The sequence below is a fragment of the Chryseobacterium lineare genome (assembly GCF_977014045.1).
Genome location: NZ_CDRNIQ010000001.1, coordinates 2651836 through 2668278 on the forward strand (window position 1 = coordinate 2651836; position 16443 = coordinate 2668278).

At 38.8% G+C, this 16443-nt stretch carries 13 protein-coding genes; 6 read left to right on the forward strand and 7 right to left on the reverse strand.

Features of this window, described 5'->3' with window-relative positions; genetic code table 11:
* Window positions 1–25: 25 nt before the first annotated feature.
* Together ACWNCI_RS11740 and ACWNCI_RS11745 are read right to left on the reverse strand one after the other, a co-directional pair.
* On the reverse strand, window positions 26–526 hold the full coding sequence (locus ACWNCI_RS11740; protein WP_449388450.1) for an FKBP-type peptidyl-prolyl cis-trans isomerase: 501 nt from the start codon (window positions 524–526) through the stop codon (window positions 26–28).
* Window positions 527–629: 103 nt separating this feature from the next.
* Complete coding sequence (locus ACWNCI_RS11745) at window positions 630–881, reverse strand: VF530 family protein (RefSeq protein WP_449388451.1); 252 nt, start codon at window positions 879–881, stop codon at window positions 630–632.
* Window positions 882–1028: 147 nt separating this feature from the next.
* Here ACWNCI_RS11745 and ACWNCI_RS11750 point away from each other — a divergent pair, with 147 nt between their 5' ends.
* The 3 genes from ACWNCI_RS11750 to ACWNCI_RS11760 are packed head-to-tail and all read left to right on the forward strand — an operon-like array spanning window position 1029 to window position 5755.
* Window positions 1029–2234 (forward strand): metallophosphoesterase family protein, encoded by a 1206-nt coding sequence (locus ACWNCI_RS11750; protein ID WP_449388452.1) that lies wholly within the window; start codon window positions 1029–1031, stop codon window positions 2232–2234.
* A gap of 3 nt (window positions 2235–2237) precedes the next feature.
* A complete protein-coding gene (locus ACWNCI_RS11755) occupies window positions 2238–5273 on the forward strand; it encodes an AAA family ATPase (RefSeq protein WP_449388453.1) in 3036 nt (1011 codons plus the stop codon).
* A 35-nt stretch (window positions 5274–5308) separates the two neighbouring features.
* Complete coding sequence (locus tag ACWNCI_RS11760; RefSeq protein WP_449388454.1) at window positions 5309–5755, forward strand: STM3941 family protein; 447 nt, start codon at window positions 5309–5311, stop codon at window positions 5753–5755.
* Between the two features lie 318 nt (window positions 5756–6073).
* Here the strand turns inward: ACWNCI_RS11760 and ACWNCI_RS11765 are convergent, their stop codons facing one another.
* Together ACWNCI_RS11765 and ACWNCI_RS11770 are read right to left on the reverse strand one after the other, a co-directional pair.
* Window positions 6074–7093 (reverse strand): LLM class flavin-dependent oxidoreductase, encoded by a 1020-nt coding sequence (locus ACWNCI_RS11765; RefSeq protein WP_449388455.1) that lies wholly within the window; start codon window positions 7091–7093, stop codon window positions 6074–6076.
* 167 nt (window positions 7094–7260) lie between these two features.
* Entirely contained in the window at window positions 7261–9402 is a 2142-nt protein-coding gene (locus ACWNCI_RS11770; RefSeq protein ID WP_449388456.1) for a DPP IV N-terminal domain-containing protein, read from the reverse strand.
* A gap of 235 nt (window positions 9403–9637) precedes the next feature.
* On the opposite strand from ACWNCI_RS11770, the gene ACWNCI_RS11775 reads away from it, so the two are divergent.
* Both ACWNCI_RS11775 and ygiD read left to right on the forward strand, forming a co-directional pair.
* Window positions 9638–10150: a YceI family protein gene (locus tag ACWNCI_RS11775; protein ID WP_042722281.1), complete on the forward strand. Its 513-nt coding sequence runs from the start codon at window positions 9638–9640 to the stop codon at window positions 10148–10150.
* A gap of 149 nt (window positions 10151–10299) precedes the next feature.
* A complete protein-coding gene (gene ygiD, locus ACWNCI_RS11780; protein ID WP_449388457.1) occupies window positions 10300–11127 on the forward strand; it encodes a 4,5-DOPA-extradiol-dioxygenase in 828 nt (275 codons plus the stop codon).
* Between the two features lie 65 nt (window positions 11128–11192).
* On the opposite strand, the gene ACWNCI_RS11785 is transcribed toward ygiD, so the two are convergent.
* Window positions 11193–11468: a hypothetical protein gene (locus ACWNCI_RS11785; RefSeq protein ID WP_449388458.1), complete on the reverse strand. Its 276-nt coding sequence runs from the start codon at window positions 11466–11468 to the stop codon at window positions 11193–11195.
* A gap of 546 nt (window positions 11469–12014) precedes the next feature.
* On the opposite strand from ACWNCI_RS11785, the gene ACWNCI_RS11790 reads away from it, so the two are divergent.
* Window positions 12015–13184 (forward strand): hypothetical protein, encoded by a 1170-nt coding sequence (locus ACWNCI_RS11790; protein ID WP_449388459.1) that lies wholly within the window; start codon window positions 12015–12017, stop codon window positions 13182–13184.
* Between the two features lie 32 nt (window positions 13185–13216).
* Here ACWNCI_RS11790 and ACWNCI_RS11795 read toward each other — a convergent pair whose 3' ends face one another.
* The gene (locus ACWNCI_RS11795; protein ID WP_449388460.1) at window positions 13217–14716 is read right to left on the reverse strand and encodes a S8 family peptidase; all 1500 of its coding nucleotides are present in this window, start codon (window positions 14714–14716) and stop codon (window positions 13217–13219) included.
* Between the two features lie 185 nt (window positions 14717–14901).
* Window positions 14902–16389 carry a histidine ammonia-lyase gene (gene hutH, locus ACWNCI_RS11800; protein ID WP_449388461.1) on the reverse strand — a complete coding sequence of 496 codons (1488 nt, stop codon included), beginning with the start codon at window positions 16387–16389 and terminating at the stop codon, window positions 14902–14904.
* Window positions 16390–16443 lie beyond the last annotated feature (54 nt).

Here is a 16443-nt window from a genome sequence, read left to right on the forward strand (position 1 = left end):
GCAAAAACCGGACATTGATATTTGATTAGTGAGCTTCGTTTCCGTCGATCCCGTGAGCGTGACCATGATTCAACTCTTCTTCTGTAGCAGGACGTGTATTTAAAATCTCCACCTGGAAATCTAAAACTTTCCCAGCCATTGGGTGATTAAGATCTGCAACTACCACTTCCGGTGTTACTTCTACCACAAATGCCTGGAAATTGTTTCCCTGATTATCAGACAATGGTAAGATAGCGCCTACCGGCGGAGTTCCGGATTCCTGGAACATATCGATAGGTAACTGTGCGATAGCATCAGGCTGTCTTTCACCATAAGCTTCTTCCGGCTGAATTACAAATGCCGCTTTATCTCCTGCCTTTAATCCCAAAATATTTTCTTCAAATTTCGGAATCATCATTCCAACACCGTATAAAAACGTAAGTGGATTTTCTGCGGTTGTTTCTTCTACAAGAGTTTTACTTCCGTCTTCTTCGATGGTGTGAAGTATGTAACGTACAGCTACAACATGATTGTTTTCGATTGTCATATTTTTTTCTTTTTTTTCGTGAATCTCACGATTAACGATACAAATATACTATTTTTGAATTCACTGACAGAAGAATAACGGCTAAAGAAGTATCCGTGGCGTCCTATTTCCGCCCTCTTATTTCCTTTCTTTTTCTCTCTCTCAACATAAAAAGATATAAACTTTCCACTTTGGTTCTGGCCCACGGCATTTTTCGTAAAAACTTCAGCGAAGAGTTGATACTGGGATTATCTGTAAAACATTTAATATTGATCTGCTCGCCAAGCCCTTCAAAACCCTGATAATATTCTACGAGTTCTTCAAGAATGGCATCAAGCCTTTTTCCGTGAAGCGGATCTTTAGATTGCTGTTCCATTTTGTAAAAATAGACATTAAATTATATTCACGACAAACAATCATAATACAACAAAATATATTTTAAAACCAATTTTTACATCATCCCCTAAGAATTATCTTTAAGCCACAACCTTTAGTTTCAATTTATCTTCTTTAAATTTACAGGATGAAAATTCTGCACACTGCCGATTGGCATTTGGGAAAACGTCTTGATCGCTTTTCAAGACTGGAAGAGCAGGTTCTGGTGATGGACGAGCTTGTACAGATCGCTGATGAAGAAAATGTTGATCTGGTGCTTATTGCCGGAGATTTATTCGACAACTTCAATCCCGGTGTTGAGGCGGTTCAATTATTTTATAAAACGTTAAAAAGATTATCGTTAAACGGAAAACGGCCTGTCATTGCTATCTCAGGCAACCACGATTCTCCCAGCCTTATTGATGCTCCCGATCCTTTGGCCCGCGAATGCGGCATTATCCTGATCGGCCATCCCAAAGCGATCATCAACCCTTTTGAGCTGGAGCATTTTAAAATCTTAAAATCAACGGAAGGATTTATTGAACTTACCTTAAAAAATCATGATTTTCCCATAAGAATTCTTCATACCCCTTATGCTAATGAAATAAGATTGAAACAATATTTCGGGGAACAAAAAGAAGCAGAACTGAATCAGGTTCTTGCGGAACACTGGCAGAAAAATGCAGATGAATTCTGCGACGAAAATGGAGTTAATTTACTCATGACCCATTTGTACATGAACAAAAAAGGAGCTCCACTGCTGGACGAGCCCGAAGGCGAAAAACCACTCAAAATAGGAAATGCAGATCTTATTTTTTCAGATAGTATTCCTCCGCAGATTCAATATACAGCGCTCGGGCATCTTCATCGTTTTCAGAACATCGGAACGGACGAAAAACCTGTGGTGTATTCATCTTCCCCGCTTTGCTACAGCTTCAGTGAATCAGGACAGACTAAATATATTTCCATCCTTAAGGCAGTACCCAATCAACCCGTTCAGTTTACAAAAATTCCGATCAAAAACGGAAAATGTCTCGAAAGAAAAAGCTTTGACTGTTTCGAAAAAACGATAGAATGGCTCACCGAAAATCAAAATGCCTTTGTAGAACTTACTTTGGAAAGCAGAACCTTTTTGAAAGCCGATGAAAGAAAACTTTTGTACCAGACCCACAGCGGAATCGTACATCTTATTCCGAAGGTTAAAAATCAGGAATTAAATGAAAATCAGCTTCGGGATATTAACCTCAGCCAGGATATTCAGTCATTGTTTAAAGATTATTTTAAATCTAAAAACGGTGGACAGGAGGCCAATAAGGAACTTATCGATCTGTTTAACGAAATTCTTAATCCTTAGCCCATGATTCCGATTCAACTCACTTTAGAAGGTATTTATTCTTATCAGGAGCGCCAGAAAATAGACTTTGAAAATCTGACGAAAGCCGGACTTTTTGGTATTTTCGGAGCAGTCGGCTCCGGAAAGTCGTCAATCCTGGAAGCGATTTCCTTTGCACTGTATGGGGAAACCGAAAGGCTTAACGCCAGAGATAAGCGTGCTTATAATATGATGAATCTGAAATCGAACAGATCATATATTGAGTTTGATTTCATCAATTTTGAGAATAAAAAATACCGTGCTACCCGCGAATTTAGAAGGAATTCTAAAAACTTTGAAGATGTAAAAACGCCTTCGGTCACATTTTATGAATGGAAAAATGAAAACTGGATTCCGCTCGACCATGCAAATGCAGAAGAGATTGTAGGCTTAAGCTATGCTAATTTTAAACGGACCATCATTATTCCGCAGGGTCAGTTTAAAGAGTTTCTGGAACTGGGAGCCGCGGAACGCACGAATATGATGAAGGAAATCTTCGGACTTCAACGTTTTGATCTTCAGAACAATGTTTCCCTTATCAATGCCAAAAACAGATCGGAGCTTGATCAACTGGAAGGTCAACTGAAAGGATTTGAGGAAATTACAGAGGAACAGATTACAGCCACAAAAGAAAATTTAAGCCTCGAAGAACTGAAGTTTAAGGAAACACTGAAAAGATTCCGCGAAACCGAAGAAAAATATATCAAGCTGAAAGGTTTAAAAGATGATTTTGAATGGCTGAATCAGAAAAAATCTGATTTTGAAAAAGTCACCCAACAGAAATCCGAAATAGATATTCTGGAAACAAGAACGGAAATCTACGACCGCATCTCAAGGATTTTCACGCCTCTTCTTTCGGAGAAAAAGAAACTTGCCCAGGAGATTTCTGAACAGCACCAGCAAAAAGAACGTCAGCAGAAAATTCTTAACACCACCGAACTTCAGTTTGAAAAGCTGAAAAGCGAACTGGCATCAATCCAGCCTCAATATGAAGCCTTGTCACAATCGAGAATTCAGGAAAACGATTTGAACCTGATCCTGCAGATGATGAAAGTTGCTGATGAAATTAAAATCTTAAAAGAAAGAACGGAAAACGGTTTCCAGAAAGTAAAAGAAGTCGAAGCACAACAAAAAGTGATTCAGCAGAAAATTGAAGAACTTTCTAAAAATGCCGAACTGCTTAAGCCAGGAAAGCTGGATCCAGGATTGCTCGTCAACGTAGGAAACTGGTTTCTCGAAAATAAAAAATTGCAGGAAAACCTCAGCGGACAGATCAAAAAAGCAGACACTAAAAAAATTGAAATCCACAGAATTTCTGAAGAGCTGGAGGTTTTAAAAATCAATCCCGAAACCTTTAAAGATGATTTCAGGATTCAGATCGAAAATCTGGAAAACAGAAAGAAAGAACTTTCAGAAAAACGAAATCATCTGGAAGTTCAGCAGAAGCTGGCTCATTTTGCCAGTGAACTTCATGACGGAGAATCTTGTCCGCTGTGTGGAGCTCTGGAGCACCCGAATATTTTGGAATACGATGATGTCACTTCAGAATTAAATGAAATTCAGCAACAGCTCAGCAAGATTGATCATCAGAGAGAAGAGATCCAGAAACAGTTATCAGAAGCGGAAAAGATTATTGACAGAAAAAAAATCTTTGAAGAACAGTTGAAATCCGAAGAAGAACTGGCTACACAGATTCAGATTCAAACGGAAATTCATCGTAAAAATTTTATCTGGGAAGGATTTCAGTCAGATAAAGAAAGTGATTTTGAAGCCAAAAGGCAACATTCTTTTGCGATCGAAAAACAAATGGAGGAGCTGAATCTGCAGATTAGTCAGGAACAGAAAAACCTAGATAAAGAAAGGAGCAACCTCGACAGCTACAATAAAGCACTGGAAAAATTCAGGCTGGATGAAGCGAAAAAAGAAGAGCAGATAAGGACTAATGAATCCAATCTTAAAGTGCTGGAATGGAAAAATTATGCTGAAAAAGAAGTTTCGGAGGTGGAAGAAATTTTCCATAAACTTTCTGAATCCAACCGCGAGACGGAGCGGAATTATCAGCAATTGCTGAAAGAAGAAAAGGAAATTTCGCCAAAGCTCGCCGAGCATAAAACCATTGTTACCCAACTGGAAAAACGCATTTCCGAACTGGAAAAAGAAATCGCAAACAATAATCTTTTGATCGAAACCGCTCTTGCAGAACAGCAATCTGACCAGCATAAAGTACTGGAAATTCTGGCAGAGAAAATTGATGTTCAGAAAGAAAAAAATGTCATCCAGCAATTCAGAATCATGTTTGAGACGCTGAAGAACAGCATTCTTGAACTGGAGCATAAACTGAAGGATTTTGCTTTTGATAAAGAAGAGTTTTTGGTAGCTGAAACTCATTTTACGTCTCTTGAAGTTGAGGTAAAAACAGCCAATGATTCGGTTGTAAAGATTCAGGCAGAAATTGAAAGGCTTGAAAAAGAATTTAAGAAAAAAGAAGATCTTTTAAAAATTTTTGTGCAGCTTCAGAAACGTGCGGATAATCTTAAGATCATGATGAACCTCTTTAAAGGAGCCGGATTTGTACAATATGTTTCGTCCATTTATCTTCGTCAGCTTTGTGATCATGCCAATGTGCGTTTTCATAGGATGACACGAAATCAGCTCAGCCTGCAACTTAATGACAATAACGATTTTGAGATCATCGATTACCTCAACGAAGGCCGCAGCAGAAGCGTGAAAACCCTTTCTGGCGGACAGGCGTTCCAGGTTTCTTTAAGCCTTGCTCTTGCGCTGGCAGAAAGTGTTCAGAGCAATGCAAAAGCGGAAAAGAATTTCTTCTTTATTGATGAAGGCTTCGGTACACAGGATCTGGAGTCAGTGAATATTGTATTTGAAACATTGGTGAACCTTCAGAAGGAAAACAGAATTGTAGGCATCATTTCCCATGTGGAAGAGCTGAAAGAAAAAATCCCCGTATCACTGAATATTATTAAAGATGAGGAAAGAGGCAGCCTTATCGAGGTTATTTAATCTGATAATCATATATTAAATTTTAAACTCCCATTATGCAAAATTTACCCCTTATTTTAAAACCCGGAAAAGTAAAAAGCATTGTTTTACTGATAATCAGTATAGGCTTTGTTATTTTAGGAATTTCCCTTTTAGACAAAAGTAAACTCATTGCGATTCTGAATATTGTTTTTTTCGGGATGTGCTTTATGGTCTTTCTTCTCAACCTTATTCCCGGTTCGTCTTATATCAAGATCGATGAAAAGGGAATTGAAATGAAAAATCTTTTCAGGATCACTTTTATCCCGTGGCAGGCAGTCAATACCTTTAAAACAAAATGGGTGGTTTTCAACAAGCTTGTGGTTTTTGACCTTAATAAAACTCTGGTAGGTAATAATATGAAGCTACGTCAGGGCGGTTTTCCAGACACTTATGGAATGTCCGCTGCAAAGCTCGCCCAACTTCTGAATGAATACAAATCAAAATTTGACCCTGAAGCATAAATTAAAAGAAGCTGTCCTACAAGTTTGGATAGTACTTTTTTATTTAGACTTTTTTCAGTTTTTTTACAGCATAGCCTAGGATAACCTTCATTTTAATTTGCTCCGAAGGAGCAATATCTGTGTAGATCAATATCAGCATCTTGTACCGGAACTCCGTAGGAGTTCTATCTTATTATAGCACACCTCCGGCGTGCTTGCGATATTGTATTGTTTTTTCTGCTACACAGATATTGCTCCTCTGGAGCATAAAAATTACTTTGTCTATTTACGGTAGCAAAAAAAGAGACTGCCAAACTTTTAAGACAGTCTCTTCTTGTATTATTTTACCTGCGGACCAACCTTTTCGCCAAAAAGTTCGATTGATTTTCTCATGATATCATCAGCCGGATCTCCGACATCCATATGCCCGATAAATCTTGTAATTCCGAAAATCTCTTTCATGTAAGCTACTTTATCGGCAACTTCATTGGCATTTCCTATGAATAAAGCACCATCCTTGCTCCTTCCCCCTTCATACTGCATTTTGGTATAGGGAGCCCAGCCTCTTGATGACCCGATCCTGTCCATCTGTGATTTATAATTATGGAAATATCCGTCTACAACATTCATATCATCACTTACAAATGTATGTGAGTGAATGGCAATCTGCATTTCAGATTCGGAGTGACCTGCTTTAAGATATTCCTGCTTGTAGAAATCTATAAGGCTCTTGAATTGTATTGGCATTCCGCCAATAATCGCTACCACTAATGGCATTCCTAATTTTGCAGCACTCAAAACAGATTGTGGAGTTCCGCCGACTGCTCTCCAGATCGGAAGCTTTCCGTCGTTTTTAGCCCTGGGATAAACAGTTTGATTCTGCATCGGAGCACGCAGTTTTCCTGACCAGGAAACGTTTTCTTCCGAATTGATTTTTAACAGCAATTCTAACTTTTCATCAAAAAGTTCTTCGTAATCATTCAGAGAGTATCCGTAAAGAGGAAAGGATTCAATAAAACTTCCGCGACCTACGAAAATTTCTGCGCGGCCATCTGAAATTAAATCCAGTGTTGAGAAATCTTCATAAACTTTTACGGGTTCAGATGAACTTAGAACTGTTACACCACTTGCCAGCTTTATATTTTGGGTAACACTTGCCGCAGCAGCCAACACCATCTCCGGTGAGGAAACCGCATAGTCGGGACGGTGATGCTCCCCCATGGCAAAAACGTCAATTCCCACTTCATCCATCAGTTTTACCTGATCAATGATCTCACGGATTTTTACGCCTGCGTCTTTATATTTTCCGGTAGTTTGGTCGAAGCCCAAATCACCGAACATTCCAATTCCTAATTCCATATTGTTGATTTTTATACAACAAAGATAGTTCAGCTAAAAAATTTATGCATTGATGTTTGATAAGAAACAAATGAATGGTGATCGGTACTTTTAATATCCTGAAAACAAAGAAGACAGAAACCTCAACATATGAGGCTCTGTCTTTTATAATTTATTTCAGACCGAAATTATTTTTTCAGATACAGGTCAAAATAATCGGTTACTTTCTGCATCAGATGTACTCTGTCTTTTCCGATCACATTGTGCGGATGTCCCGGATACACGAAATAGTCCAGCTGTACACCATTGTCAACCGCTGATTTGATAAACTTAACCGAATGCTGCCAAACCACGACATCATCCTGCGCACCATGAATCATGAGAAGCTTTCCTTTTAGATTCTGTACTTTATCCAGCAGATTGGCCTTAGCATATCCCTGTGGATTTTCCTGTGGGGTATCCATATATCGTTCCCCGTACATTATTTCGTACATGCTCCAGTCAATTACAGGTCCGCCGGCAACACCTACTTTGAAAATTTCCGGGTGGCGAAGCATAAAACTTGTCGTCATGAAACCTCCGAAGCTCCATCCGTGAATTCCCATTCTTGCTGAATCTACATAAGGTAGAGATTTCAGGTAATCGACCCCTTTCATCTGATCGTTCATCTCAGTAGTTCCCAGGTTTCTGAAAACGGCCTGTTCAAACTTTAGTCCACGGTTGGAAGAACCTCTTCCGTCCATCGTGAAAATGATATAGCCATTCTGTGCCATATATTCATACCAGAGATTTCCGGAAGCCGGGAACGAATTGGTCACAAGCTGCAGGTGCGGACCATTGTATAAATAAACAATTACCGGATATTTTTTATTCTGATCAAAATTGGTCGGCAGAATGATCTTTCCGTATAATGGAGTTCCGTCGTCAGCTTTTAAGACTACATTTTGAATTTCCGGTCGCTGATAGTTTCTCAACGGGTTCTCTGCGGTAAGAATAGTTGTTGATTTCAGTGTATTTGTGTTAATGATATTGGCTACTCTCGGAGTATTTGCATTCGTATAAATATCGTAGAGATGGTTTCCGTCACTGCTTAAAACACCTGCATGAACTCCTTCAGTATTATCCAGACGCTGCATTTTAAAGTTGACCCAGTTGATTCTGTACAAATGCTTTTCAAGCGGAGTTTCTTTTGTAGAAGTAAAATAAATTTCCTTTTTCTTTTCATTAAAGCCTAAAATATCGGTAACCAGCCAATCTCCCTTCGTGATCTGGGCTATAAGACCTTTTTCCAGACTGTAATGGAACAGGTGATTATAACCTGTTCTCTGACTTTGCCAGATAAAATCGGTATTAGAATTCGGGAAGAAGGTAAGCGGATGTTGTGGTTCAACATATTTGTCGCTGGTTTCTTCAAAAAGTGTTTTTACTAAATTTCCCGTAACGGCATCGTACTGATTCATTTTCATATGGTTTTGTCCTCTGTTCAGAACGCCTACAAAAATGTATTTAGAGTCCGGGCTCCAGGTCACTGCCGTCAGGTATTGGTCTTTTTCCCCTTCAATATTAAGGAATGTAGTGGATTGTGTTCTGATATTAAAAACACCCAACGTCACCTGATGAGAAGTTTGCCCCGCCATCGGGTATTTGATATTGTGGTTCACCGCCGGTGTTACCGACCAGTCGATGATCGGGTAATCGGCCACCATAGTTTGATCCATCCTGTAAAAGGCAACGCTTTCAGAATTCGGGGCCGGGAAAATTCCTGTATCGATGCCAAATTCGTTTCGGTGTACGTTGGATGCTCCGTTTAGAATATTTTCATCAGTATCATTCGTTACGGCGATTGTTTTACCGTTTTTATTAACGAATAAATTATTTTTTACCGTAAAAGCAAAAGTTTCATTATCCCCGAAAAGTTTCAGATCGGATGCATTCTGATCTATTTCAATCTGATTTTTTATTTTCCAGTCATTTCCGGATTTTTCAACCCAGATCATCTTTCCTTCTTTATTGAAATACCCTTTCGAATTGCTGATGAATTTGATCTGCGGAACGGCTTTAAATTTATTGTCTGTAAGAGTTCTGTTCAGTTGTGTTAAAGAAACCAGGGTATCCTGTTTGCTCGTTTTCAGATCTGTAATGAGATAACCTCCTTTCACAGCCTGAATGTAAGATTTTCCGTCTCCGGACCATGAAAACTGGGAAATATTTTTCACCGCAAGATTAGTTCTCAATCCATTTACAGCCTCCGCCATCGTAAATTTCTGAGTCTGGGCAAATGCAGAACTGCCCAAAATCAGCATCAGTAAAGAAAATTTATATAATTTCATTTGATAAAAATTGAATGGCTCAAAAATAAGAAATAAATATCATCTCTTAAGAAATGTTAAAATAAAAGATTTACAAATAAAATGATGGTATCAGATGAAATATTAATTAACTTAATGAAGTAATAATCTTACTTAAAAACAACACCAAAATCATTTCTTATCCTACGTCAATGACTTGAGTAGGTTTCCTGATATAAATTTGCATCATTAATAACAATCAAAAAATATAAATACAATGGCAACAAAATGGACATTAGACCCAGCGCATAGTGAACTTACTTTTAAAGTGAAACACATGATGATTTCTAACATTAAAGGAAACTTCACCAACTTTACAGCAGAGATCGATGCTGATGACGATACTTTTGCAAATGCAAAAACTACCGCTACGATTCAGACAGATTCTATCTCTACACACAATACAGACAGAGATAATCACCTGAAGTCTGCAGAATTTTTCAACGCAGAAGTAAATCCTACGATTACTTTCGAATCTTCAGCGTTGAATAACGAAGTAACAGGAAATCTTACCATCAACGGAATTACAAAGCCTGTAACATTAGACGTAGATTTCAACGGAATCAATGTAGACCCATGGGGTAATACAAAAGCAGGTTTTTCTTTTGAAGGAAAAATCAACAGAAAAGATTTCGGGCTAAACTGGAACGCTGCTCTTGAAGCGGGTGGTGTTATGGTAAGCGAAGAAGTGAAAATCGCCGGTGAATTACAGTTTGTAAAACAAGCGTAATTGAAAGGAAGTTTTTGGGGAGTCCCGAAGGGACGACTTATTTTAGAACAGGATGACAGTCCTGTTTAACTTCAACAAAATATAAATTAAAACATAAAGGTTCAGGGAGCAAAAGCCTTGAACCTTTTTAACGAATAGGAGATAAAAAAATGAACCTCAACGATCTTCAAAATATAAGCGATCTTTTCAGTAACACTCCTAAAATGCCGGTGTTGTTTCTGGGACACGGATCACCCATGAACGCTATTGAGGAAAACCAGTTTGTACAGGGATTCCGAAAAGCGGCATCTGAAATTCCCAAACCTAATGCCATACTTTGTATTTCTGCCCATTGGTTTACAACCGGAACGAAAGTAACCGCCATGTCAATGCCGAGAACCATTCACGATTTCGGAGGTTTTCCGCAGGCATTATTTGATGTACAATATCCCGCTCCCGGATCTCCGGAGCTGGCGAAAGAAACGGCTGAGCTTCTGACTCCCATCCCGGTAGAAGAAGACCATAGCTGGGGCCTGGATCATGGTGCATGGTCGGTGATTAAACATATGTATCCCGAGGCAGATATACCGGTGATCCAGATGAGTATTGATTATTCAAAACCTCCGCAATATCATTTTGATTTAGCTAAAAAGCTAAGCAAACTACGGGAAAAAGGAATTCTGATTATCGGAAGCGGCAATATCGTTCACAATTTAAGACTCATCGACTGGAAAAACATCAATACCGTAGGTGCCGGCTGGGATTGGGCTGTGGAAGCCCGTGAGAAAACCAACAACTGGCTTTTGGATGGGAATTTCAATAATATTATTGAGTATCATAAGCAGGGAACAGCTCTGCAGTATGCTGTACCAAGTCCTGATCATTACCTCCCGCTGATCTACACGCTGGGACTGAAAAACCAGTCGGACGATCTGTCTTTATTTAATGATGAGCTCATCGGCGGCTCACTGAGTATGACGAGCGTAAGGATAGGGTAAGAATATATAAAAAAAGAAAATCGGAAGATAAAAATCCTCCGATTAAAGATATATGTAAGTCTTATTTAGATTCTTGTGATACCGACAACGTGTGGCTTACCATCAATTGGCTGATAGATCTCCACAATTGCCTGCCAAATTACTTCTGAAGGCGGCATAGAAGCATTACACTTGTAACGGTAATTAACTCCGTTTACAACCTGTGTTGATACTTCAAGAGGAGTATATACAACTCCTACGAAGCCGTGCATCGCTTCTTCAAATACTTTTTTATCTTCCGGAGTTAATGGGTGAAAAGCTGTCCAACCCCCTACTAGTGCTTGTTCTTGTTCTGTTGACATGATTAATATTTTTATTTATTTTTCCTACTCTTATGGCCTTTCGGATACGCCCCGTTTGAATGGTTTCTGGTCTCCACAGTTATAGTTTTTTTACAGTACTGCTCCTGACATTATTGAATTCCAATTCTGTCATGACCAATACATGCATTGTTGTGATCACATGACAAAGCTACTTCAGTTCACAGATATTCTGTAGAGTAGATTTACTCATTTTTTGGAATACGTATAATTACTTATCAATGTACTTAATCTACTCCCTTTGTTTCCAGACTTACTTACTTTGAGTATTGTTCTACTTACCTTGGGTATGAGTCTATTGACCTTGGGTATTGCTCTACTTACCTTGAGTATGAGTCTACTGACCTCGGGTATTGCTCTATTTACCTTGGGTAATGCTTTACTTACCTCGGGTATCATTCTACTTACCTTGGGTATGAGTCTACTGACCTTGGGTATTGCTCTGCTTACTTTGAGTATGAGCCTACTTCACCCTTTGCATAACAGTAACTTTTTTTATCACTAAAAATTTAGTAATATTGTTTTACCATGAAAAAATCAACCATACTACTCTTACTATTGCTTCCTTTCTGCTTTTCATTTGCCCAAATGATTAAAGGAACTGTTGTGAATGATGCCGGAATGAAAATCGGAAATGTGAATATTTATATTGACGGAACCAAAACAGGAACGATTTCCCATGAAGACGGAAGCTTTACTTTAGATGTTTCCGGTAAAAATTTGGGAAATGTTATTTTCAGGAAAGAAAATTATGAAACTTTTGCAGCACCGGTTTCGGAAGTTGTAAACAAAACCCTGAAAGTCGTACTTCTCAAAAGCAACGACATCGAAGAAGTGAGAATCGTTCCGTACACGGAAGCAGCGTATAAAAATTATATCAATTATTTTCTGGATCAATTCATCGGGTACGACAAAGAACACGTAAGAATTAAAAATCAAAGATCCCTGAAGTTCTCTTTCGATAGTAAAAATAAAATCCTGAAAGTAAAAGCTCCGAAAACATTAATCATTGAAAATAAAAATCTTGGCTACGAAATAGAATATAATCTTGTGAATTTCTCCGCAGATTTTAATACTAAAATTGTGAACTGTTCAGGAACGAGCCTTTTTAAAGAGACAAAAAACAATAACAAGATCAGGCTTAACAGAATGAATGCTTTTGACGGAAGCCTGCTTCATTTTTTCAGAAGTGTTTACAATAATACGGTAAGCACCGACAAGTTTGTGGTGAATCATGTTGTTAAAGTTCCCAATCCGAAATATCCAACGGAAGAAGAATTAAAAACGTTAAAAGACTATATGGAGGTTGTAAGAAGTACAAAAGTGATAACGGTTGCTGACAACATCCGTGATATCGCTGAGAGAAAAAACAGCCAGAAACCCTATGCTCTTGCGATTGTAAAAACATTGATTCCCGATTCTGCCTATGTAAAAAGAAATAATGAAGAAGTTCTTTTTTCTTTTGAAGATATGCTACAGGTAAATTATCAGAAATATTACTATGAGCTTAAAGGGAATGATTTTGTTAAAAGTAAAATTCCTGTAGTTCAGTCTTCATTTCTTCATCCTGAGGGGGAAACTTTTGAAGTATCAAAAGACGGTAATATTACAAATCCTGATCTGCTGATCACCGAAGGAGAATTTGTAAAAAATAAAATTGAAAATATGCTTCCCTTGGATTATCAGCTGGGAGATTAAATCTTAATACTACCGCCTTTTTTTATCTTTAATTACTGCACAGCCTGCAGCACATTGATATTACCATATCCGTAACTTGAATTCGGAGTCGGATAATAGGTTGCCGATTGTCTCATTTTATTCAGCACCTGATCTCTTGTCCACGAAGGATTCTTAGCCCAAACTAAAGCGGCAATTCCTGCAGTAGAAGCTGTAGCAACAGAAGAGCCACCGACGTAATCGGTCTGCCCATTGTAGTAACTCAGTACAGGAATGCTGTTTCCTGAAGCCCTTTCCATCTGGTATGTAAAATCAATCTCGTCACCGGAATGACAGACATCACATTTCTGATTGGAAGTATTTTCCTTTACTCCTGTGATAGCCTGTGTTTCTGACATCCACGCAGGAAAAATTACTCCAACAAAGTTCGTAAAGCTGGTAGAAGTTCCGCCTGCACAAAAGATCAGTTTACCTTTTGAATAGGCATATTTTACTCCGTCCTCGATTTTACCTACTGAAAAAATATGTCCCATCGACATGGAAATGATCTTTACATTATTGTTATTCCCTAATTCGGTGAAGGCAATTTTTACTCCGTTTTGTTCATGATAACCGTCAAGAACTACATTAGAAGCCGCTCTATAGGTTACAAGATTGGCATTATAAGCAACCCCGACCGGTTGTCCCATATTATTTCTTGGAGCTGCCATTGCGGAAGCCATGCTCGTACCGTGGCCGCATTGATCCGCAGGGCCATCATATCCAGCAGAACTCCAAGGCCATACAGAATCTACATACACTCCGTTTTTACTGATGCTTCTACCTGAAGAAAGTCCGTTGTTGAAAGATGATCCCAATAAAGACTGCTCCGGGGAAACTCCGCTGTCGATCACACCAATAGTGATTCCCGCGCCGGTACTGTAGCTCCATGCATTGATGATATTGTGTTTTGTAAATGACCACGGTGCCTTTGCATTGGGAGAAACGGTTGTATAATCTGATGCGCTTAATGCAGTAGATTCAAATCCGCAGCCTGATGACGAGCTGCTTGATTTCGCTGCATTTCCGAATTGTTTTTCATTTTCAAAATACCGGTAATCTGCAGGTTCTACGTAACGGATATTTTTCATCTTGCGTAAAGCAACTATCGTTTCCTGCTTTTCTATCGCGACATCCATCTGGTTGAGATACTGGTCGGATGAAAGGAGAATCCTGTCACTTTTCCCTTCATACTGCTCAATTACTTTCATGATCTCCGCTTCAATTGCTTTGCTGTCAGAAGTCAAACTTCTATCGAAAGACGAGCCAAAACCGATAGAAGCAATTTTATTTCCCTGAAAAATAGCGCTCCATACGAAATGATCGGATGATTCCTTCCATGAAAATCTTCCTTTGGTTTTGGTGATTTCGTTAATTTTCTCGTTGATCTGCCTGGCCGTTAAAGGATCTTTCTGAGTGATCTCAACGTTTGCCGCAGAATTCTGCAGATCGTCTCTGTTACATGCCGTAAAAACAAAGAACAGCATGAATAAGTAAAATACATTTTTCTTCATGTTAAAATAATATTTGATTGGTAAAACCAAGATATCACTTTACATTGAATTACAGAACGTTGAACATTAAATTATGCCTATTTATTGTTATGCTTTAAATAATATCAAACAAAACATACGTTATCATCTGCGGACTCTGCGAATAAGAAAGGCTTTCATTTCTGGAAGCCTTTTTATCTATTGGATTAATTTACTACAAATTTTCTTTCATGAATCAATTCTGCGATGGCCAGCATATCTTCACCGATCAGCCGGTCGTCTTCAAGTTTTGCAACCTTTGAGCGGAGAATTGCATAATTTTCTTCAATAATTTTAGAACATTTTGCAGGTCTTCTGAATTCTAATCCCTGCGCCGCAAACATTAATTCTACCGCCAAAATATTTACCAGATTTCCCAGCACCTGATTAAACTTACGTCCTGAGATACTTCCCATGGAAACGTGATCTTCCTGCCCAAGACTGGTCGGGATCGAATCTGCCGAAGCCGGGAAACACAAGGTTTTATTCTCCGTAACCAATGCCGCAGAAGTATACTGAGGAATCATAAACCCTGAATTCAATCCTGAACTTTCCGTCAACAATCTTGGTAATCCGTATTTCCCTTCCAATAATAAATAACTTCTTCTATCTGAAATATTGCCAAGCTCAGCCGCAGCCAGCGTTGCATAATCCAACGGCAGGGCCATCAGCTGTCCATGGAAATTCCCTCCTGAGATCGACTCTTCAGCACTTAAAACGATCGGGTTATCTGTAACGGAATTCAATTCTGTTTCGGCCATTATTTTAAGATGTTCAAATGCGTTTCTGCTTGCCCCGTGAACCTGGGGAACACATCGCATAGAATACGGGTCCTGAACTCTCTCGCAATCTTCATGCGCCTGCAGGTTTTCCGAACCTTTTAAAAATTTCAGCATTCTTGCGGCTACTTTTTTACTTCCTTCAAAAGGCCTGATCTCGTGAAGCTCCTTTTTAAACGGACTGGCAGATCCTCTGTACGCTTCAAGGCTCATGGCTGCCGTCATATCCGCAAGATCCAGTAAATATCCAAATTTCTCTAGACCTTTAATAGCGTGAGACAAAATAAACTGGGTTCCGTTAATCAGCCCAAGTCCTTCTTTAGGGCCCAATGACAATGGTAAAAGATCGTTTTTATCTAATATTTCAGCCGTATTGAAAATTTCATTTCCAACCCATACTTTTCCTAATCCTAAAAGTGGCAGCACCAAATGTGCCAGCGGTGCCAGATCTCCTGAAGCTCCTACAGATCCCTGCTCAGGAACAACGGGAATAATATCTTTTTCCAGCATGAGAATCATCCTTTCGATGACCTCAAGAGAAACTCCCGAAAAACCTTTCGACAGCGCATGAACCTTCGCGATTATCATGATCTTAGACAATTCTTTATCAATGGGCTTTCCAACGCCTACTGCATGGGAAATAATCAGGTTATACTGCAAAAGTGCAGTTTCATCCGCTGAAATTTTTGTATCACAAAGAGGGCCAAATCCTGTGTTGATCCCATAAACACAACGGTCTGACTCTACAATTTTCTGAACATTCTTTTGTGATTTTAAAATCTGTTCTTTGGCTACTTTATTAAGTTTAGCTTTATTGGGAGTTTTACAGATCTCCAGAACATCATGGAAACTCAAAACATCTACACCGTATATCATTCTCTAAATTTTGTCCTAAAATTACACATTTGGCGATAATTGCGAAAACTAATT

Excerpts from the sequence above, each read along its gene's own strand:
- ACWNCI_RS11740 (WP_449388450.1), bottom strand. The coding sequence starts at position 526 with ATGACAATCGAAAACAATCATGTTGTAGCTGTACGTTACATACTTCAC.
- ACWNCI_RS11745 (WP_449388451.1), bottom strand. The coding sequence starts at position 881 with ATGGAACAGCAATCTAAAGATCCGCTTCACGGAAAAAGGCTTGATGCC.
- ACWNCI_RS11750 (WP_449388452.1), top strand. The coding sequence starts at position 1,029 with ATGAAAATTCTGCACACTGCCGATTGGCATTTGGGAAAACGTCTTGAT.
- ACWNCI_RS11755 (WP_449388453.1), top strand. The coding sequence starts at position 2,238 with ATGATTCCGATTCAACTCACTTTAGAAGGTATTTATTCTTATCAGGAG.
- ACWNCI_RS11760 (WP_449388454.1), top strand. The coding sequence starts at position 5,309 with ATGCAAAATTTACCCCTTATTTTAAAACCCGGAAAAGTAAAAAGCATT.
- ACWNCI_RS11765 (WP_449388455.1), bottom strand. The coding sequence starts at position 7,093 with ATGGAATTAGGAATTGGAATGTTCGGTGATTTGGGCTTCGACCAAACT.
- ACWNCI_RS11770 (WP_449388456.1), bottom strand. The coding sequence starts at position 9,402 with ATGAAATTATATAAATTTTCTTTACTGATGCTGATTTTGGGCAGTTCT.
- ACWNCI_RS11775 (WP_042722281.1), top strand. The coding sequence starts at position 9,638 with ATGGCAACAAAATGGACATTAGACCCAGCGCATAGTGAACTTACTTTT.
- ygiD (WP_449388457.1), top strand. The coding sequence starts at position 10,300 with ATGAACCTCAACGATCTTCAAAATATAAGCGATCTTTTCAGTAACACT.
- ACWNCI_RS11785 (WP_449388458.1), bottom strand. The coding sequence starts at position 11,468 with ATGTCAACAGAACAAGAACAAGCACTAGTAGGGGGTTGGACAGCTTTT.
- ACWNCI_RS11790 (WP_449388459.1), top strand. The coding sequence starts at position 12,015 with ATGAAAAAATCAACCATACTACTCTTACTATTGCTTCCTTTCTGCTTT.
- ACWNCI_RS11795 (WP_449388460.1), bottom strand. The coding sequence starts at position 14,716 with ATGAAGAAAAATGTATTTTACTTATTCATGCTGTTCTTTGTTTTTACG.
- hutH (WP_449388461.1), bottom strand. The coding sequence starts at position 16,389 with ATGATATACGGTGTAGATGTTTTGAGTTTCCATGATGTTCTGGAGATC.